21 protein-coding genes are annotated in these 19,011 nt (G+C 52.9%); 5 read left to right on the top strand and 16 right to left on the bottom strand.

Features of this window, described 5'->3' with window-relative positions:
• Positions 1-8 precede the first annotated feature (8 nt).
• Positions 9-1,550, bottom strand: a complete 1,542-nt coding sequence (locus RGQ30_RS03920; protein WP_338284762.1) for a M48 family metallopeptidase — start codon at positions 1,548-1,550, stop codon at positions 9-11.
• 230 nt (positions 1,551-1,780) lie between these two features.
• Here RGQ30_RS03920 and moaC point away from each other — a divergent pair, with 230 nt between their 5' ends.
• Positions 1,781-2,254: a cyclic pyranopterin monophosphate synthase MoaC gene (gene moaC / locus RGQ30_RS03915; RefSeq protein WP_130558229.1), complete on the top strand. Its 474-nt coding sequence runs from the start codon at positions 1,781-1,783 to the stop codon at positions 2,252-2,254.
• Here moaC and RGQ30_RS03910 read toward each other — a convergent pair whose 3' ends face one another.
• From RGQ30_RS03910 to miaB, 14 genes are all read right to left on the bottom strand, one after another.
• Positions 2,255-2,788, bottom strand: a complete 534-nt coding sequence (locus tag RGQ30_RS03910; protein WP_338284760.1) for a pilin — start codon at positions 2,786-2,788, stop codon at positions 2,255-2,257.
• 173 nt (positions 2,789-2,961) lie between these two features.
• Positions 2,962-3,849 (bottom strand): succinate--CoA ligase subunit alpha, encoded by an 888-nt coding sequence (gene sucD / locus RGQ30_RS03905; RefSeq protein ID WP_130558231.1) that lies wholly within the window; start codon positions 3,847-3,849, stop codon positions 2,962-2,964.
• A gap of 88 nt (positions 3,850-3,937) precedes the next feature.
• Positions 3,938-5,104, bottom strand: coding sequence for an ADP-forming succinate--CoA ligase subunit beta (gene sucC / locus RGQ30_RS03900; protein ID WP_130558232.1), 1,167 nt, complete (start codon positions 5,102-5,104; stop codon positions 3,938-3,940).
• 268 nt (positions 5,105-5,372) lie between these two features.
• Complete coding sequence (locus RGQ30_RS03895) at positions 5,373-5,933, bottom strand: regulatory protein RecX (RefSeq protein WP_338284759.1); 561 nt, start codon at positions 5,931-5,933, stop codon at positions 5,373-5,375.
• Positions 5,911-6,990, bottom strand: a complete 1,080-nt coding sequence (gene recA, locus RGQ30_RS03890) for a recombinase RecA (protein ID WP_130558234.1) — start codon at positions 6,988-6,990, stop codon at positions 5,911-5,913. Before recA ends, RGQ30_RS03895 begins: the two co-directional genes overlap by 23 nt.
• A gap of 61 nt (positions 6,991-7,051) precedes the next feature.
• The gene (locus RGQ30_RS03885; protein WP_130558235.1) at positions 7,052-7,549 is read right to left on the bottom strand and encodes a CinA family protein; all 498 of its coding nucleotides are present in this window, start codon (positions 7,547-7,549) and stop codon (positions 7,052-7,054) included.
• Positions 7,550-7,566: 17 nt separating this feature from the next.
• The gene (locus RGQ30_RS03880; RefSeq protein WP_130558236.1) at positions 7,567-8,034 is read right to left on the bottom strand and encodes a phosphatidylglycerophosphatase A family protein; all 468 of its coding nucleotides are present in this window, start codon (positions 8,032-8,034) and stop codon (positions 7,567-7,569) included.
• 35 nt (positions 8,035-8,069) lie between these two features.
• Positions 8,070-9,149 carry a thiamine-phosphate kinase gene (gene thiL / locus RGQ30_RS03875; protein ID WP_338284756.1) on the bottom strand — a complete coding sequence of 360 codons (1,080 nt, stop codon included), beginning with the start codon at positions 9,147-9,149 and terminating at the stop codon, positions 8,070-8,072.
• A gap of 19 nt (positions 9,150-9,168) precedes the next feature.
• Positions 9,169-9,657: a transcription antitermination factor NusB gene (nusB, locus tag RGQ30_RS03870; protein WP_130558722.1), complete on the bottom strand. Its 489-nt coding sequence runs from the start codon at positions 9,655-9,657 to the stop codon at positions 9,169-9,171.
• Positions 9,650-10,156 (bottom strand): 6,7-dimethyl-8-ribityllumazine synthase, encoded by a 507-nt coding sequence (gene ribH, locus RGQ30_RS03865; RefSeq protein WP_130558238.1) that lies wholly within the window; start codon positions 10,154-10,156, stop codon positions 9,650-9,652. The genes nusB and ribH overlap by 8 nt, the downstream gene beginning before the upstream one ends.
• Positions 10,153-11,277, bottom strand: a complete 1,125-nt coding sequence (ribBA, locus tag RGQ30_RS03860; RefSeq protein WP_130558239.1) for a bifunctional 3,4-dihydroxy-2-butanone-4-phosphate synthase/GTP cyclohydrolase II — start codon at positions 11,275-11,277, stop codon at positions 10,153-10,155. The genes ribH and ribBA overlap by 4 nt, the downstream gene beginning before the upstream one ends.
• A gap of 24 nt (positions 11,278-11,301) precedes the next feature.
• Positions 11,302-12,834, bottom strand: coding sequence for an apolipoprotein N-acyltransferase (lnt, locus tag RGQ30_RS03855; protein WP_130558240.1), 1,533 nt, complete (start codon positions 12,832-12,834; stop codon positions 11,302-11,304).
• The gene (locus RGQ30_RS03850; RefSeq protein WP_130558241.1) at positions 12,834-13,751 is read right to left on the bottom strand and encodes an HlyC/CorC family transporter; all 918 of its coding nucleotides are present in this window, start codon (positions 13,749-13,751) and stop codon (positions 12,834-12,836) included. Before RGQ30_RS03850 ends, lnt begins: the two co-directional genes overlap by 1 nt.
• A 90-nt stretch (positions 13,752-13,841) precedes the next feature.
• Entirely contained in the window at positions 13,842-15,182 is a 1,341-nt protein-coding gene (gene miaB, locus RGQ30_RS03845) for a tRNA (N6-isopentenyl adenosine(37)-C2)-methylthiotransferase MiaB (RefSeq protein ID WP_130558242.1), read from the bottom strand.
• Positions 15,183-15,401: 219 nt separating this feature from the next.
• On the opposite strand from miaB, the gene coq7 reads away from it, so the two are divergent.
• Complete coding sequence (coq7, locus tag RGQ30_RS03840; protein WP_298219176.1) at positions 15,402-16,022, top strand: 2-polyprenyl-3-methyl-6-methoxy-1,4-benzoquinone monooxygenase; 621 nt, start codon at positions 15,402-15,404, stop codon at positions 16,020-16,022.
• Here the strand turns inward: coq7 and RGQ30_RS03835 are convergent.
• The gene (locus RGQ30_RS03835) at positions 16,019-16,441 is read right to left on the bottom strand and encodes an OsmC family protein (protein WP_130558244.1); all 423 of its coding nucleotides are present in this window, start codon (positions 16,439-16,441) and stop codon (positions 16,019-16,021) included. The two genes, coq7 and RGQ30_RS03835, sit on opposite strands and share 4 nt — an antisense overlap.
• 535 nt (positions 16,442-16,976) lie before the next feature.
• Here RGQ30_RS03835 and rplM point away from each other — a divergent pair.
• From rplM to argC, 3 genes are all read left to right on the top strand, one after another.
• Entirely contained in the window at positions 16,977-17,405 is a 429-nt protein-coding gene (gene rplM, locus RGQ30_RS03830) for a 50S ribosomal protein L13 (RefSeq protein ID WP_008251461.1), read from the top strand.
• Positions 17,406-17,413: 8 nt separating this feature from the next.
• On the top strand, positions 17,414-17,806 hold the full coding sequence (gene rpsI / locus RGQ30_RS03825) for a 30S ribosomal protein S9 (protein ID WP_105027036.1): 393 nt from the start codon (positions 17,414-17,416) through the stop codon (positions 17,804-17,806).
• A gap of 100 nt (positions 17,807-17,906) precedes the next feature.
• On the top strand, positions 17,907-18,950 hold the full coding sequence (gene argC, locus RGQ30_RS03820; RefSeq protein WP_130558245.1) for an N-acetyl-gamma-glutamyl-phosphate reductase: 1,044 nt from the start codon (positions 17,907-17,909) through the stop codon (positions 18,948-18,950).
• Positions 18,951-19,011: the final 61 nt, after the last annotated feature.

Below are 19,011 nucleotides of genomic sequence, written 5' to 3'. Positions count from 1 at the left end.
GGGATCAATCAATTGCCAAACTTCGTAAACTCGCGCTCGGCATCTGCCTTGCGCTTGTATTCACGTTGTTTGGCGTCAATCTCTGCAAGCAGGTAATAATTGTCACTCGCGAAACGCTTGGCAATTTCTGCCTGCTCAATGGCGGGAAGGTAAGCCCCGCGAATGTTGTACGATTGTGCCAGCGCCATGTGATGGTCAGCTGGCCTGCGCAACGCCAGTGCGCTTTGTGCCAGCAAGTCAAAAACTTCGGGTACTGATCGATAGGCTTGCGACAAATCTTTCAAGTACACATCCGATTCAGCAAACAGGCCCAAGCGCTGCAAACCCTCTGCATACATCAAACGCACCGACATCTCATTTCTGAATTCGTTGCGCAGCTCAGTCAATTGCCCCAACAGTACCGTTTCCTTGGCATTCAAGGCAGACCGGTCGCGAACCGGCCGTTGATCAAGCGGCGCCATCGCCAAAGGCAAACTTAAATCCATGGCCATGCGCATGCGCTGACTTTGCAACAACAAGGGCACTTCTGATTTTTTGATGACTGGCTGGCCGGCCTTGTACAATTCAATCGCCTTTTCACCAGCAACCAAAGCGTCCTGTTTCTTGCCCATGGCGTTCAATACCAAGGAGCGGCCATACATCAATGCTGCTGGGTCCTTGATGCCGTCCTGCTCATTGGCCGATTCAAAGGTTCGCAACCGATCTGCCAATTGCTGGTTGCTTCTTTCAGCAAATACAAGCGCCTTGACCCTGATCAGCTCAAACCCCAGGCTTTCCTGCTTCAGGTTGCGCGCAGGCTTGCTTTCAAGCCCGGCCCTATTTCGAATGTCCGCAATTCGTTCGGTGGTGAGTGGGTGGGTACGCAGATACGATGGCGCGTTGTTTTCATACAGTCGGGAAGCCGATTGCAAACGTCCAAAAAAGTCGACCATCCCTTGAGTATCAAAACCTGCTTGCTGAAGCGTCAGGAAACCGACCCGGTCTGCTTCCCGCTCCGCATCCCGTGAAAAGGACAATTGCTGATCAATCGAGTAACCTGCGCCCGCAGCCATCAGGCCAGTCGCAGCTTGCGGGTTGGAACCTGCGACCAGCAAGGCCGCAATCATGGCCGCTGTCGCCACCAGGCTGCTTTGCCTTTGCTGTCCAAACCGGCGGGCAATATGCCGTTGGGTGACGTGCCCTACTTCGTGGGCCAACACAGAAGCCAATTCAGACTCGGTTTGAGATGCAGCAATCAGCCCGGTGTGCACACCGATGTAACCACCCGGCATGGCAAAAGCATTGACTGATTTGTCGGTGACCAGGAAAAACTCGAAGTTGGAAGGTGATTCCGAGGCAGCTTGAATAATCTTGTTACCCAGTCTGCTGATGTAGCCCGTCACCTCTGGATCCGTATTCACCGCGCCAAAGGTGCGGTAATCTTTCATGATCAGTGCGCCCAAACGCCGTTCATCCTGAACAGAGAGTTCAGCACCACCTGCATCGCCCAAACTGGGCAAGTTGCTTAACCCATCCGCGTACACTGCAGGCGAAAGCGATGAAGACAGCATCAAGACACTGCACAGGGTACTTGCAACACTTTTACGAAAATCAAAACGCATGTCGGGCTTTTTGCGGTGGTAGTGTAGGTATGATAGCGCGATGAAAAACAAGTTCAACCAACTTCAAGAACCACAGGTGCATTCTTGAGTAAAGTTGGGTAAATGACGTTCGGTAAGTGACGTTCGGTAAGTGACTCCCACCGATAAGCTTAACAAGAATGCATGGATGGAGTAAAAGTATGACCGGTTTGACACATTTTGATCAGGAAGGCAATGCACACATGGTGGATGTGGGCGGCAAAAATGAAACAGAACGCAAGGCCGTAGCCATCGGCACGATTCAACTGGGTGCTCAAGCCTACGCGGTCTTGAAAGCAGGAAGCAGCAAGAAAGGTGATGTGTTGGGTGTAGCTCGAATTGCGGCCATTCAAGGCGCGAAGCGCACTTCTGATTTGATTCCATTGTGTCACCCCCTGCCCTTGACCCGACTGGCAGTTGATTTTGAGCTGGATGACGAGGCCTGTGAAGTGCGCTGCACCTGCACGGCGCAAACAGTTGGAAAAACAGGGGTGGAAATGGAAGCCCTGACCGGTGTTCAGGTAGGGCTTCTCACCATTTACGACATGCTCAAAGCGATTGACAAAGGCATGGTGATGCGTGACACGCGCTTGCTGGAGAAGCGCGGTGGCAAAAGCGATTTTGATGCGCTGTAATTAGCTTGTTGCCACAGAATTGCGGCAAATGGCGGGGACGAATTCCCGTACATTGGCTGCTGCGGCGGCCCCGCCAGTTGTGGTCAACGAACAGCGCCAGTTTTCTATTCTCTCGCCGATGTCCACCAAGCCATTGCTCGGATCCAACGGTTGAATCACGATCACATGGTTTCGAACATCATTGGGCAAGGGGGCCGCGTTGACCAATTGAACCCGAATGGCCGGCGCACCTGCCGCGCCTGTGCCCGAGGTGATGGTAACCGCTTGAACATTGTCAGTGGTGATGGTGGGGCAGTTGGCCTCGTCGTTGCTGGTGGGCAAAGTACCACTGGTTGCATAGTATTCCATGTAACCGGTCTTGCAGCTTTGTGCATAATTGATGGCTTCCGCAATTCGGGCGCGCGCCAAGTAGTTTGAAAATGCCGGTACAGCAATAGCCGCCAGCACACCCACAATTGCAATGGCAATCATCAATTCAATCAAGGTAAAACCTTTGGCATTTTTAGGCCGTTTAAACGTCATCAGAGTATTCATTTGAGCATTCCTCACATCGGAGTGGTGTTGAATGCCCATTCTTCGATGTTCGGTGGGCAGGAAAAACCCCCACAGGAGTTAAAAACAAACACCCCACCATTCAGAGTGAATAATGGGGTGTTTGTCTTTAGCCCGACCTACAGAAGCAGGCTGGGTAAACTACCGAATGAAAATCAGGCGCCGATGGCTTTCTTCAGCAACTGACCCATCACGGATGGGTCTTTGGTGACGGTGATACCGCACTCTTCCATGATGGCCAGTTTTTCCTGGGCAGTGCCCTTGCCGCCAGAAATAATCGCACCAGCATGGCCCATGCGTTTTCCGGGAGGTGCGGTTACACCAGCGATGAAGCCCACAACCGGCTTCTTCATGTTGTCCTTGACCCACAACGCGGCTTCTTCTTCGTCGCTGCCACCGATTTCGCCGATCATGACCACTGCGTCCGTGTCAGGATCTTCGTTGAACAGGCGCATCACTTCGATGTGCTTCAAGCCATTCACAGGGTCACCACCAATGCCCACAGCGGTGGACTGACCCAGGCCCAATTCAGTCAATTGACCAACGGCTTCATAGGTCAGCGTTCCTGAACGGGACACCACACCGATGCGGCCTTTCTTGTGAATGTGACCGGGCATGATGCCGATCTTGATTTCATCAGGAGTGATCACACCAGGGCAGTTTGGGCCAACCAGAATGGTTTTACGACCTTCACGACGCATGCGCTCACGCACTTCCATCATGTCGCGCACTGGAATACCTTCAGTGATACAAATCACGAGGTCCAGGTCTGCTTCCACAGCTTCCCAGATTGCAGCAGCAGCGAAGGGAGGTGGAACATAAATAACGGATGCGTTGGCACCTGTCTGCTTTTTCGCGTCGGCCACGGTGCCGTAAATTGGCACACCTTCAAAGTCCTCACCAGCTTTCTTGGGGTTCACACCCGCTACGAAACAGTTTTTTCCGTTGGCGTATTCACGGCACATGCGTGTGTGAAACTGGCCTGTTTTCCCGGTAATACCCTGCGTGATTACCTTGGTGTCTTTGTTAATCAGAATAGACATTGTCAAAATCCTTTTTAGTGGCAACCCCATTCAACAGGGGTTGCTTTCAATCGTGTTGGATGGCTGTCAAATACACTGCACCGAAGGCTTAAGCGCCCTGGGTCGCAGCCACCACTTTTTGTGCGGCCTCACCCATGGTGTTGGCAGCAATAATAGGCAAGCCGGATTCAGCAAGAATTTTCTTGCCCAAATCTTCGTTGGTGCCCTTCATGCGCACAACCAGCGGCACAGTCAAGCCCACTGCCTTTGACGCCGCCACAACACCGTCAGCGATCACATCGCAACGCATGATGCCGCCAAAGATATTGACCAGAATGGCTTTCAGGTTGGGGTTTTTCAACATGATCTTGAAAGCTTCTGTCACTTTCTCGGTGGTTGCACCACCGCCAACATCCAGGAAGTTTGCAGGCTCGCCACCAAACAACTTGATCGTGTCCATGGTGGCCATGGCCAAGCCAGCACCGTTGACCAGGCAACCAATGTTGCCGTCCAGGCTGATGTAGCTCAAATCAAACTTGCTGGCTTCGATTTCTGCTGGGTCTTCTTCATCGAGGTCACGCAGCGCCACGATTTCGGGGTGGCGGTGCAGTGCGTTGGAATCAAAGTTCAGCTTGGCGTCCAGCGCAATGATGTCGCCTGAACCCGTCAGAATAAGGGGGTTGATTTCGGCCAGGCTGGCGTCTGTCTCCCAGAATGCCTTGTACAGCCCCTGCAAAGCCACACGTGCTTTGGCAACAGAAGCCGCAGGAATTCCAATTTTTGTGGACAGATCATCAGCTTCAGCATCAGTCAGACCGGCAACCGGATCGACGTACACCTTGTGAATCAATTCCGGGGTGTGCTCGGCCACTTCTTCAATGTCCATGCCACCTTCGCTGGAGGCCATGACACACACACGCTGCGTAACGCGGTCAACAACCATGCCCAGGTAATATTCTTTCTTGATGTCTGCACCTTCCTCAACCAGCAAACGGCTTACCTTCTGACCTTCCGCTGAAGTTTGGTGGGTGATCAACTGCATGCCCAGAATTTGGCCTGCATAAGTTTTCACATCGTCCATGCTCTTGGCGACTTTCACGCCACCGCCCTTGCCGCGGCCACCCGCGTGAATCTGGGCTTTCACAACCCACACCGGTCCGCCCAGTTTTTCAGCGGCTGCAAGAGCCTCATCGACTGAAAAACAGGGATAACCGGTGGGCACAGCCACGCCGTATTTCTTCAGAATTTCCTTGCCTTGATACTCGTGAATCTTCATTTGAATTCCTTGCTGGGAAAGTTAATGCAAATCGGCTAGACGCGACAAGGCGGCTGAACTGACAACATCGTAAAGTGGAGAGTGTTTTTTTCGCGTGACAGCGCAAGCGGGTTCTCGGACGTAGAGCCGAGGCAAGGACAAGGCATGACGGGCATGCTGTGAAGGGTTTTATCCATCTCTTTCTTTGCTTCTTGTGTCGTTGAATAACGCTTCGTTATTAAACTAGACTATCACTTCTATGGAAACACATAAGCCGGGGAGGATAATATCACGCATTGGATTTGAACTCAGCTAAAATACGACGCCACGCACGATCGATGTTGCCAAATTCAAACCCACGCGACGACAGACCCCGAAATACTTTCGCTTTCAGTGCCATTTCATCTTGAGGGGTGGAACAGGTCTCTTCACCGAAAAGTTGCTGCAAACCCGCGTGTTGTCGGCGCTTGATCCAGTCGTAAGCGCGGTCTTCTTCAGATTCGAGAGGAATGTCATTCTCTTGCGCCGGCTCCATTGATTTGAGATCACCCAAACCATGCTGCCCCAATTCAGCGGAAATTGCACGATCACCGAAGGTGGGCGCGCGCCGCCTGAACAAACTAAGCTTGAAACGTTCATCCGATTGAAACTGGTGGGAGTTAGCCCACTGAATGGCCTGCTCCACTTCATCCGTGGAATAGCCTCGTTGCAACAACTTGGCTCGCAATTCAGATTGGCTGTGTTCGCGCCGGGCAAGCAATGACACCGCTTTTGACTTGGCCGAACCCAAAGGCTTTTTAGGGCCCTTGGTTGCGGAGGAACTTGAATTACTCGCTGTCTTCGACTTCATTCTTCTTTTTTGCCACCGGCGCTTGAGCTGCTGCATCGAGGAGACGAACACCAAGCTTTTCACGAATCTTGTTCTCGATTTCAGCAGACATAGCCGGATTCGCCTTCAGGAAGTCGCGAGCATTGTCTTTACCCTGCCCGATTTTCTCGCCGTTGTAGGAATACCAGGCACCCGCCTTGTCGACAAAACCGTGCAATACACCCAGATCCACCACCTCACCCTCGCGGGAAGTGCCCTGACCATACAGAATATCGAATTCGGCCTGTTTGAATGGCGGACTGACCTTGTTCTTGACCACCTTCACCCGCGTTTCACTGCCAATGACTTCGTCCCCTTTTTTGATGGAACCAACCCGTCGAATATCCAGACGAACTGAGGCGTAAAACTTCAGGGCGTTACCACCTGTGGTGGTTTCAGGACTACCAAACATGACGCCAATTTTCATGCGGATCTGGTTAATAAAGACCACAAGGCAATTGGTACGCTTGATGTTGGCCGTCAATTTGCGCAGTGCCTGGCTCATCAGGCGGGCCTGCAAACCGGGCAAGGAATCGCCCATATCGCCTTCAATTTCCGCTTTGGGTGTCAATGCGGCAACAGAGTCGATGACAACCAGATCAACAGATCCAGAACGCACCAGCGCGTCCACGATTTCTAGTGCTTGCTCTCCCGTATCGGGCTGGGAAATCAGCAGGTCAGGCAGATTGACGCCCAACTTGGCAGCGTATTGCACGTCAAGCGCATGTTCGGCATCGATGAAGGCACAGGTACCGCCCAGCTTCTGCATTTCCGCAATGACCTGCAAAGTGAGGGTAGTTTTGCCTGATGATTCAGGACCATAAATCTCAACAACCCGGCCGCGGGGTAAACCGCCGATACCAAGCGCTACATCAAGCCCCAAGGAACCAGTTGAAACAGACTGAATGTCATCGATAACCTCGTTTTCGCCGAACCGCATGATGCTGCCTTTGCCAAACTGCTTTTCAATCTGGCTAAGCGCGGCGGCCAATGCCTTCACTTTTTCCGAGGACTGGTTCTTGGTTCTGAGATCTTCCATGGTTGCCTTCAACTAAATTGGGTTTCGATGTTCGGATTATTGCACAACTTTTACTGTAAATCTATACAGCCTTTTTGAGTGACACATTCGATAGAATGGTTAACCCTTCTTGTACCGCCTGAGCGCGCACGGATTCCCGGTCGCCTGCAAATACAAAGTGATAAGCCTCGATCGACTGGTGCCGGACGGCCAAGCCAAACCACACAGTGCCCACAGGCTTGTCCACCGAGCCACCGCCGGGCCCGGCAATCCCGGACACGGACAGGCAGCAATCAACGCCCAGGGCGATCATGCCACCATTGGCCATTTCCTTCACACACTCTTCGCTGACCGCGCCGTGCTGATCCAGTGTGGACTCACGTACATAAACCGATTTGCTCTTGACCCTGTTCGAGTAAGTAATCAAGCCACCCTCAAACCAGTCGCTGGAGCCGGCGATGCTGGTTAGCGCCGCACCGATGGCACCACCAGTGCAGGACTCCACAACGCCGAGTTTCGCGCCAGCCGCATTAAAACTGCCGGCGATTTGAATCAGTAAGGGGTTAATAGAATGACTCACAAAGGATCTCCGTCAAATCAGTGAACGAAGTGCGTATAAACGGCGAGAGTTAACAGCGTCATGAAGGCTGCAACGATGTCATCAAACATGACACCAAACCCATTTTTCCAGTGACGGTCAAACCAACGTATGGGCGGCGGTTTGACCATGTCAAAAAACCTGAAAAGGAGAACACAACCCAACTGGGCAAGCGGACTTTGAAACTGCGCCGAAGCGACGAGCAACACCACCCAGATTGCAACAATTTCATCCCAGACAATACCACCATGATCGATTACCCCCAACGCTTTGCCAGTCATCTGGCAACACACTGCACCCAGAGCAAAGGCACCAAGAATAACCAAGGCCCATTGCGCATCCTGCAGATGGGGATCCATCCACACATACAACAACCAACCCAACAGGGTGCCGAATGTACCGGGTAAGAACCAGGCCAAGCCACTGCCAAAGCCCAGCGCGAACAGGTGCGCAGGGTGAGACATCATAAAGCGCCAGGTAGGGCGTTTGGGAAAGACTGGATTCACGTCAGCCCTTGAGAGAAATGAACATACGATCGGGATTCCAAACGGATGGGTTCACTGTCTTGATGCTGCATCAGCCAGACGCCCTCCCCAGCTTCCAGCTTGCCCACGCAACTTTGCGCTACACCCGCAGCGACTTTTGCCGCGCGTTGCCCTGACGGGCAGGTCCAGCACAGTTCAAAGTCATCGCCGCCCTCAAGGGTAGTGAACACCAGAGTTTCCAACAAACTGTCGGCATCGATATGTTCCGACAGTTCAGGCCATTTCCTCAGCCACAAGGCTTGCAAAGCAGTCAGTGACAAAACAGCACGCAAGTTGCTGGCTTTGGTGATGTGGAGCAAGTCACCACTCAAGCCATCAGACAAATCCAGGCAGGCACGCGCCACACCGTGGAGTCGCTGCCCCAGTTCAAGTCGGGGCAATGGACGTTGCAGAGCCTGACATGCGGAATTTTTCAAAGCCTCTGGCAAAACGCCCAGCAAAGCTTCAACGCGCTGCAGACTGGAAGGTTCGCAACACCGGTCAAGCTGTCCGCGGCACTGGTATTCCAGCAGAAGTCCAAGTCGGGCAAGGCCTGGTGTACCACTGACCCAGACCTCATCATCCGCGCGTGCAAGCGACCTGTGAAAACCCGTGTGAGTACCAACGGCTTGGCCAAATACTGTAATGGAAATGGTTTTGAGAAGATTAGTACCGGCCGAGGTCGTGTCACCGCCGACCAATGGACAGTTGTACTGAGCGGCCGCTTCAAGAAGTCCACTTGAAAAGCTCGCCAACCAAGCCTCCTCGACATGAGGCAAGCTGAGGTTCAAGGTAAACCCCAAGGGGTTTGCACCACAGGCTGCAAGGTCGGACAAATTGGACACCAGGGACTTCCAGCCAACCACCGCTGGAACATCGGTCGTGAAGAAATGGACTGACTCAACCAGGGTGTCAGTAGACACGTACAACACATGATTGGCGGCGGGCCGCAAAGCGGCACAGTCGTCACCGATACCCGCGATCACCGTTCCGCCGTTTGCTTGGGCAAGGGCGGAAAACGGTGTAGCAAAGTGTCGGTGAATGAGGTCGAACTCCACGCCTCTCCCTGTATTGTGCTCAGTCTGGCTGAACGTTGGACTGTGCCTTGATTTCCGTGTCGCGCGCTTGTGCCGCCACCTTGTCCAATACACCGTTGACGAACTTGAATGCGTCGGTACCACCAAAGGTTTTGGTGAGTTCGACAGCTTCGTTGATTACCACCCGGTAAGGAATCTCGGGATGGGTGTTCATTTCGTGACTGGCCAACACCAACACTGCTTTTTCAACAGGGCTGAGATCGATCCATGGACGGTCAACAAAAGGCTGAATTTGTTGCATCAAACTTTCAAGGTGATGCACGGAGCCATGCAAGAGCGACTCGTAGTGTTCACGGTCAGCCTTGTCGAAACCAGGCGCATCGCGAATGTGTGCATCAATTTCACCCACTTCACTAGGATTGAGAAACCACTGGTACAAGCCCTGTACAGCCAATTCTCGCGAACGGCGGCGCGCGTTACGAGTGTGTCCCTGTCTTTTTCCTGAATCAGGCTTACCCACTTCACTCATCGTCTTCGACCTCATCGTCTGCACCAGGCAAGTTGTCATCGAGCGTCATCATGAGATTGCCCATTTCAACTGCTGCCCGGGCAGCATCAACGCCTTTGTCTTCAATGCGCTCGATGGCCTGGTCTTCGGTGTAGGTAGTCAGAACCATGTTCACCACGGGCACGTCGTGCGCCAAGGCAACGCTGGAAATACCACGCGCGCTTTCTGCGCACACGATTTCAAAGTGATAGGTGTCGCCCTTGACCACTGCACCCAAGGCTACCAAGGCGTCAAATTCACCGGAAAAGGCCAAGCGTTGCAAGGCAATTGGAATTTCCATCGCGCCGGGCACAGTAATGTGGAGGATGTCCTCGTTGAGCACTCCCAAACGCAGCAACTCGCTGCAACACGCTGCCCACAGGCCATTGGTAATTTCTTCGTTGAAGCGGGCCTGAACCACACCCACACGAATGCCATCGCCATTCAAATTAGCAGGCACACTTCCTGGACTGTTGCTCATTTCGTTTCTCCGTTGACATAACCTGATACTTCCAAATCAAACCCGGTCATGCTCGGCATTTTCCGTGGTCGGGACAGCAATTTCATTTTGTTCACGCCCAGTTCACGCAAGATCTGCGCGCCGATTCCATAGGTGCGCAGGTCTGGGCTGGAACCCGCGCCCTTGCGCGCCGTGGTACCACGCTGTTCGATTTCATCCAGCGAGGCGAACTGGCCCAACAAGCGGTCGGACGACACGTCGCAATTCAGCAGCACGATGACACCTGAACCTTCTTCGACGATTCGTTTCATCGCGGCGGGAATCGAGAATGAATGTTCCGACAGGTTCACTTCCAGGAAATCAATCAACGAGGTGGGTTCATGCACACGCACCAGGGCTTCTGTATCAGGATTCAACTGACCATACACCAGCGCGAAATGGGCGCTGCCTGTTGGTTTGTCGCGATACGAAATACATTTGAACTGGCCCTGCACAGTGTCGATGACACGCTCATGCATGCGCTCAATCAGCGATTCCTTGGTGCTTCTGTATTGAATCAGGTCAGCAATGGTGCCGATTTTCAAATTGTGTTCGCGGGCAAACTCGACCAGGTCGGGCAAGCGGGCCATTGTGCCGTCGTCTTTCATGATTTCGCAAATCACGGAAGCTGGGCTCAAACCAGCCATGGCAGACAGGTCGCAACCGGCCTCGGTGTGACCGGCCCGCATCAGCACGCCACCATTGACGGCGGTCAGCGGAAACACGTGGCCAGGCTGCACCAGGTCTTCGGCTTTTGAATTCTTGTTGACTGCCACACGGATGGTGTGGGAACGATCGGCAGCGGAGATGCCGGTTGACACGCCTTCAGCCGCCTCGATGGACACTGTGAAGTTGGTACCGTGAGACGAACCGTTGGCAGCCACCATCGGGCGCAAACCCAATTCACGGCAGCGTGCTTCGGTCAGGGTGAGGCAAATCAGTCCACGGCCGTACTTGGCCATGAAATTGATGGCTTCGGGGGTCACGAAATCGGCTGCGAGCACAAGGTCGCCCTCGTTTTCACGGTCTTCTTCGTCGACCAGAATGACCATGCGACCCGCGCGCATTTCTTCAACAATTTCGTTGATTGGACTAATTGACATGGCTGTGCGGCTTTTCAGATTTATTTAATGGGCTCTATTGTAAGCCTTCAAGCGCCATTCACGCACGCACAGCAGTAGAAGGACTGCTCCCCAAATTGAAAACCACAACCGATCGCCCCACTTTGCAAAGAAGGTTTGCCCCAGGCGGCCTTCAATTTGCCCAGCCCAGACCTTGGACTGGCCAGATTCTACCCGTGTCGTCCATTGCCCGTATTCGTCCACTAGACCAGACAAACCGGTGTTGGTGACACGCAACCCAGGTTTTCTGTGCTCGGCCGAACGGGTTCGGCCCATCTGTGCATGTTGATCCAAGGCCCAGGATTGGCCAAACCAGGCAAGATTGCTCAGGTTGACAAATGCTGTTGGTTCTTGGGTAGATTTGGCAACCAAACCTGCAAACTCACCACTGAAAATGTCTTCGTAACACACCGTGGACGCCAGTGCATTGCCTTTCACCACGAAAGGCTGCAGTGGCCCGGAACCCGATGTGAATTCCCCCATGGGCATGTTCAACATGGCCACAAACCACTTGAACCCCAAGGGAATGAACTCGCCAAAAGGCACCAGGTGACGTTTGTCGTGGCGTACGCTGGGAACAGCCAGGTCTTCGAGGGCTTCATCGCCATTGAACATGACGATGGAATTGAAATACCGCGTATCTTCTTGAATGGCAGAGCCCATGATGACCGTGGTGTGCCCTGGCACTGCGAAATCGCGAAAGCGAGTTTGCCATTCCACGGGCGTGTCAGTCCACACCAAAGGGTTGACGGTTTCCGGAAACACCAGCAATCCACCCGTATCCGCCAGGCGCTGTTTGGCTAAATCGCCCAAGGCAAAGGCTTTTTGCATGTTGGACACAATCAGGTCGGGATCAAATTTGATGCTTTGGTCAACATTTGTTTGAACGCCGACCACGGGCAGTTGGCCCGCGCTTTGAGTGTGAACAGGCAATTGAATCAGCAGAAATACACAAAGAGAACCGCTGGCAAGGGCCATCGCAATGCGCGCTTTGCGCTGCAGCAACAACGACACACCCAGATGCCCCAACACCATCAGAATAAACAAGCTGCCATGGCTGCCTGCCCAGGGCAAAAGGCCAGCGAACGGCGAATCCACTAAGGAATCACCCAAACCCAACCAGGCAAAACCGGTCATGAAAGTGCCACGAGCCCACTCAAAAAATGTCCACAGTGCAGCCCACAACAAGGCATTGAACACGGCGCCATTTGCCGATTGAGCAGGCGCAGAAAACCGGGCGTAAGCCCACAATGCAAGCGCCGGGAAAATAGCCAGGTAAAAAGTGAACGCGGCAATGGCCGCCCAAGCCAGAATTGAAGGCAGGCCACCATAGGTGTGCAAACTGATGTGCAGCCAGGACACCCCCACCCCGTAAGCCGACCAACCGAAGGCCAAGCCAGCCAAGATTGGCCTGCTTGTTCGAAGCGTCACAAAGGGCAGCACCGACACCAGCAGCAGGCCCAGCCACCAAAGTGACATGGGCGCAAATGACAGCACCCACGGCGCACCCAGTGCGGCCCCCACGAAGAAAGCCAGCATCAGGATAGCCTGTCGGGCGGAAGCGACTGCGCGGCCACCAAGGAATCTACGGGGTGATCGGAAGGTTCTTCAATGCGTTCCACTTTCAGCAAATGAACCTGACGGGCATCGGCCCGTAAAACTGCAAAACGGAATGGCGGCAGGTCTACGACATCGCCGCGAACAGGCAGGCGAGCCAAGTGATCAGTCAACAAGCCACCCAAGGTATCTGCATGCTCATTCGAATAGAAGGTGCCAAAGGTTTCATTGAACTGGTCAATGGTGGTCAACGCTTTCACTCGGTAGCGACCCAACTGGTCACCACCCAGGCTGATGATGTTGTCGGCTTCCTCATCAAAATCGTATTCGTCTTCAATATCGCCCACGATTTGCTCAAGCACATCCTCGATGGTCACCAAGCCAGCCACACCGCCATATTCATCAACTACCAGCGCAATGTGGTTGCGGTTGAGCCGGAAATCATGGAGCAACACATTCAAACGCTTGCTTTCCGGAATAAATACCGCTGGGCGCAACATGTCCCGAAGATTGACCTCGGCGTTGGCGTGAATGCGTAACAAATCTTTGGCCAATAAGACACCGATAACGTTGTCGCGCTCGCCTTCATACACTGGAAAACGGGAATGGGCTTTTTCAACGGCAAACGCCACGATTTCATCAATGGAGTCTTCTGCGTTGATGGCATCCATTTGGGCCCGGGGCACCATGATGTCGCCTGCGGCCAAATCACTGACCTGCATGACACCTTCAATCATGGAGAGTGCGTCTGCGTCCAGCAGGTTTCGCTCATGGGCCTGCTGCAAAACCTCTAACAGTTGTTCCCTGTCCTCGGGTTCGCGTAACAACAGGGAGGAAAGGCGTTCTAGCAGGCCCCTTTCTTTTTTGCCGGGGGCCTGCAAAGGACTCGATTCTGACATACGGGAGGATGAACCTCTGTAAAAGATAACGCCCTAAGAATAACCGAAAAAAATGACAAATATCACCGCATCGAAAGGCGCTTGGCAAGCTTACTGCGCAAGTGGAACGCGCCCACGCAAGGAATTGGGATAGGCCTCGACAATGTCAAGCACGACAATTTGCCCTAGCATTCTGGGATTGCCCTGAAAATTCACGACCCGGTTGTTCTCAGTACGCCCCGCCAATTCGGCGGGGTCCTTTTTGGAAGGCCCTTCCACCAATACCTTTTGACGGGTACCCAACATCGAGTGACTAATGCTGGTGGCATGGTCCTGAATGGTCTTTTGTAACCGGGCCAGCCGTTTCAGTTTTGTGACCTGATCGACGCCATCTTCCAGGTCAGCCGCCGGGGTGCCCGGGCGCGGGCTATACACAAACGAAAATGAGGTATCAAAACCTACAGACTCAATCAAATCCATGGTTTTTTCAAAATCCACCTCGGTTTCGCCGGGAAAGCCAACGATAAAGTCTGATGACATCGAGATGTTGGGGCGAATGTCACGTAGCTTTCGCACAATCGACTTGTACTCCAAGGCTGTGTATCCACGCTTCATGGCGGCCAGAATACGGTCAGAACCTGCTTGTACAGGCAGATGAAGGTGATCTACCAATTTGGGCAACTTGGCATAGGCCTCAATAAGCCGGGGACCAAACTCTTTCGGGTGCGACGTGGTGAAGCGAATACGTTCTATGCCAGGCACCTCCGAGACGTATTCAAGCAGCAAGGCGAAGTCAGCAATTTCAGCTGTGTCGCCCATCTTGCCCCGGTAGGCATTCACGTTTTGCCCAAGCAGGTTGATTTCCTTGACACCTTGATCTGCCAAATCCGCAATTTCGGTGAGCACATCATCGAAAGGACGAGATATTTCCTCACCCCTTGTATAAGGCACCACGCAGAAGCTGCAGTACTTGCTGCAACCTTCCATGATCGACACGAACGCCGTGGCACCTGTGTTTTTGGCCAAAGGCAAATTGTCGAACTTTTCAATTTCAGGAAAAGAAATGTCCACCTGCGGGCGATGGGTGTCCCGGCGTTTCTGGATGAGATGCGGCAAACGGTGCAAGGTTTGCGGACCAAACACCACGTCTACATAGGGCGCCCGCTCGACAATTGCCTTGCCTTCCTGGCTGGCCACGCAGCCGCCCACACCGATAATCAGGTTGGGGTTGAGCTTTTTCAGGTGCTTGACTCGGCCAAGGTCACTGAACACTTTTTCCTGCGCCTTTTCACGCACGGAACATGTGTTGAACAGGATAACGTCCGCATCTTCCGGTGTGTCTGTGCGCTCTAGCCCCTCAGAGTCGCCAAGCACATCGGCCATTTTGTCGGAATCGTACTCGTTCATCTGGCAGCCAAAGGTTTTGATGAAGAGCTTTTTCTTGGAAGTCATGGTTTGCCTGAAAAATTGCCACCATGAAGCAGACCGATTTCCGAACGGAAACCAGAGCAAACACGGGGACGTTGTAAATCGTTGCGCGTTGGGGCGGATTTTACTTGCATCCCTTGCTAAAATGAAGACCTCGTTGAAAAAACACAGGATTGGTGCGTAGTAATGCCAAATCAGCCCCCCCGTTTTCCGAAGTTACCCGCCTTGCCCAAGCTTCCTTCCATCGACGCTGTACTTGGCGAAGTGGACAAAGCACTGAAAACCCTTGCGGCGACACCAGTTGCACAACGCCCTAACCCGGCTGGTCGCAATTTGCCAACGGACCAATTAAGCGAATCCGAGAAACAACAGGTCATTGGTTTGATGCGCGTAAATCACGTCGGCGAGATTTGTGCGCAGGCCCTTTACCAGGCGCAATCGCTGGCCAGCAAGAATCCAGATAAAAAAGCCCTTTTCGACCACGCCGCCAAGGAAGAGGCTGATCACCTGGCGTGGACACAGGAAAGACTGGATCAACTGGGCGCACGGCCAAGCCTGCTGAACCCACTTTGGTACGGCGGCGCATTTGCACTGGGCTTTGTCGCGGGCACATTGGGTGACAAGGTAAGCCTTGGATTCATGGCGGAAACTGAAAAACAGGTGGAGAAACACCTGAACGACCACTTGGGTCGCCTGCCTGCCGGGGACCAACAGTCGCGGGCCATTCTGGAACAAATGCGGCAGGATGAAATTGAGCACGGACAAAGTGCGATTGATGAGGGTGCCCATCAACTGCCTCTGCCGGTGAAGCTGGCCATGACCGCCATGTCGAAAGTCATGACCACGCTTGCACAGAAAATTTAATCTTCAATAATTTCGTGCGTGAAAACCAGCTCGGCGGTTTTGCCCAACATGGCAGACGCAGAGCAGTATTTCTCATGCGACAGCTTGATCGCACGATCTACCAGGTTGGGTTTTAAACCGCGCCCTATCACCTGAAAGTGAAAATTGATGCGAGTGAACACCTTGGGCGCCTCATCGGCCCGCTCAGCACTCATCTTTACTTTGCAATTGCGGACGTCTTGCCCACTTTTACGCAAAATCAGCACCACGTCATACGCGGTGCATGCACCTGTGCCAGCAAGCACCACTTCCATTGGGCGAGGTGCCAGGTTATTTCCACCGCCATCGGGTGCGCCGTCCATACAGACCATGTGACCGCTCCCCGTGGTGGCCACAAAGGACATCCCGGGTAACCCGGACCAGCTAACTTCCGCTTCCATAACACTCCTTCTTTATGATTAATCACTCATTGTGCCACGCACAATAAACTCTAAACTGAAACTGAAAAGATGCTCTATTTTTAGTTAAACAACTTAACAAATAACTCGTCAGTCATTTGTACTAAAAACAAGTGTTTGTTTTTATTGGTTTTATTTTAACCACTTTGAAATTGTGGAATAAGTTGCTTTTTTCGGACAACGAAGTTTTACTCTTGCGCTGCAACAGAAAACTCACTAGAATTTTAATTGTTGTCACCGAGATGAACCACAAAGCAAGCTTTGAAGAGATTCTTCTCTGGTGCAAGATTGTCTCCTCCACCCTCCTCCTTTGGTGGATTAAACCCAAGCGCCTTACCGCGCTTGGGTTTTTTTTATCCCGAAGCTGAAAAAGTTTAACCGAAAGCTTAAAACTTTGCTAAAATCGCGGGTTACCTGTTGGGAGAGCCCTTCGGCTGCCGACCTGCATTTTGATTGCGGGCTGCATGTACAAGTGGGGAGACAGGTAAAAGCACTTTTTTATCTTTAAGGAAAAATCATGAAAACCTACTCAGCGAAACCCGGTGAGGTTAAACAAGAGTGGTTTGTGATCGACGGCACCGACAAGGTGTTGGGACGTGTAGCCAGTGAAGTTGCACGCCGCCTCCGTGGTAAGCACAAACCTGAATTCACACCGCACATCGACACAGGCGACTTCATTGTTGTTGTAAATGCCGGTAAATTGCGCGTTACAGGTACCAAAGGCCTGAACAAGAAGTATTTCCGCCACTCTGGTTACCCAGGCGGTATCTACGAAACGAACTTTGACAAGATGCAGGAACGCTTCCCTGGCCGCGCGCTGGAGAAAGCTGTGAAAGGCATGTTGCCAAAAGGTCCTCTGGGTTACGCGATGATCAAGAAATTGAAGATCTATGCTGAAGCCGAGCACCCGCATTCCGCACAACAACCCAAGCCACTTGAAATCTGAGGTGAACCATGATTGGTGAATACAATTACGGAACCGGTCGCCGCAAAAGCTCAGTGGCCCGTGTTTTTATCAAGAAAGGTACTGGTCAGTTCATCGTGAACGGCAAGCCTTTGACTGAATACTTCGCTCGCGAAACTGGCCAGATGGTTGCTCGTCAACCTTTGGTACTGACCGAGAACGTTGAAACTTTTGACATCAAAGTGAACGTGCGCGGCGGTGGCGAAACTGGCCAGGCTGGCGCAGTTCGTCACGGCTTGACACGTGCTTTGATCGACTTCGATGCAGAACTGAAGCCAACCCTGTCCAAAGCAGGCCTGGTTACTCGTGATGCACGTGAAGTTGAACGGAAGAAAGTGGGTCTGCGTGGCGCGCGTCGTCGCAAGCAGTTCTCCAAGCGTTAATTTTCAAAGTACGCTTACACCCGGCAGCCCTCCCAGCTGGGTTACAATCGAAAGCCGCACAAATGTGCGGCTTTTTTTCTTTTCAGCACAAGGATTTCTCATGATCAAGGTAGGCATTGTCGGCGGAACCGGTTACACAGGCTCTGAACTTCTTCGCCTGTTGGCATTGCACCCACAGGCCGAACTGAAAGCCATTACATCGCGTGGCGAAGTCGGTCAACCCGTGGCGGACATGTTCCCGGCCCTGCGCAAGCGCGTGAATATTGCTTTTTCCGAGCCTACCTTTGAATCGCTAAAAGATTGCGATGTTGTTTTTTTCGCGACTCCCCACGGCGTGGCAATGGCCCAATCGGCTGAACTGGTGAACGCCGGCATTCGCGTGATTGACCTGGGGGCAGACTTTCGCCTGAAAAACACGACCGAGTTCGAAAAATGGTACGGCATGCCCCATTCCGAGCCCGAACTGCTGGGCCAAGCCTGCTACGGACTGGTTGAATCCGCGCGCGAAGAAATCAAAAAAGCAAAGCTGGTGGGCCTGGCAGGCTGCTACCCCACCGCCGTGCAATTGGCACTGAAACCCCTGATCAGCCACGCGACCCCTTTGATAGACGAAAGCAGCATTGTGGCGGATTGCAAATCCGGAGTGTCCGGCGCGGGCCGCAAGGCTGCAGTTGGATCCCTGTTTTCCGAGGCCAGCGAAAGTTTCAAAGCCTATGGTGTCAGTGGTCACCGCCACTTGCCTGAAATCGAGCAGGGGCTTGAGCTGATTTCAGGACGCAAGGCGCAAATCACGTTCACACCCCATTTGGTACCCATGGTGCGCGGCATTTTGGCCACCACCTATGTGAAGCTGAATGAGCATGGTTTGAACACCGACATTCAAAGCCTGTATGAACAGCACTATGCCAATGAGTACTTTGTTGACGTGATGCCGAAGGGTTCGCTGCCTGATACGAAATCGGTTCGCGGGTCAAACTTTGTGCGCATTGCGTTGCATCGACCACAAGGCAGGGACACTCTGGTTATTGTTTCCGTAATCGACAATCTGGTGAAAGGCGCGGCGGGTCAGGCCGTTCAAGCCATGAATGCGATGTTCGACCTGCCTGAGCACACAGGGCTGGAACAACTGCCTCTGTCTCCTTGAAACACAAGGACACCAGGGCCTTGAATCCAAAGAAAACGCATCATTCACGCCGCACCTTGTT

The sequence above is a fragment of the Limnobacter thiooxidans genome (assembly GCF_036323495.1).
In the GTDB taxonomy this organism is placed as follows: domain Bacteria; phylum Pseudomonadota; class Gammaproteobacteria; order Burkholderiales; family Burkholderiaceae_B; genus Limnobacter; species Limnobacter thiooxidans.
The sequence above is the reverse complement of the archived record's forward strand: the minus strand, read 5'-3'. Positions and strand labels throughout refer to the sequence as shown.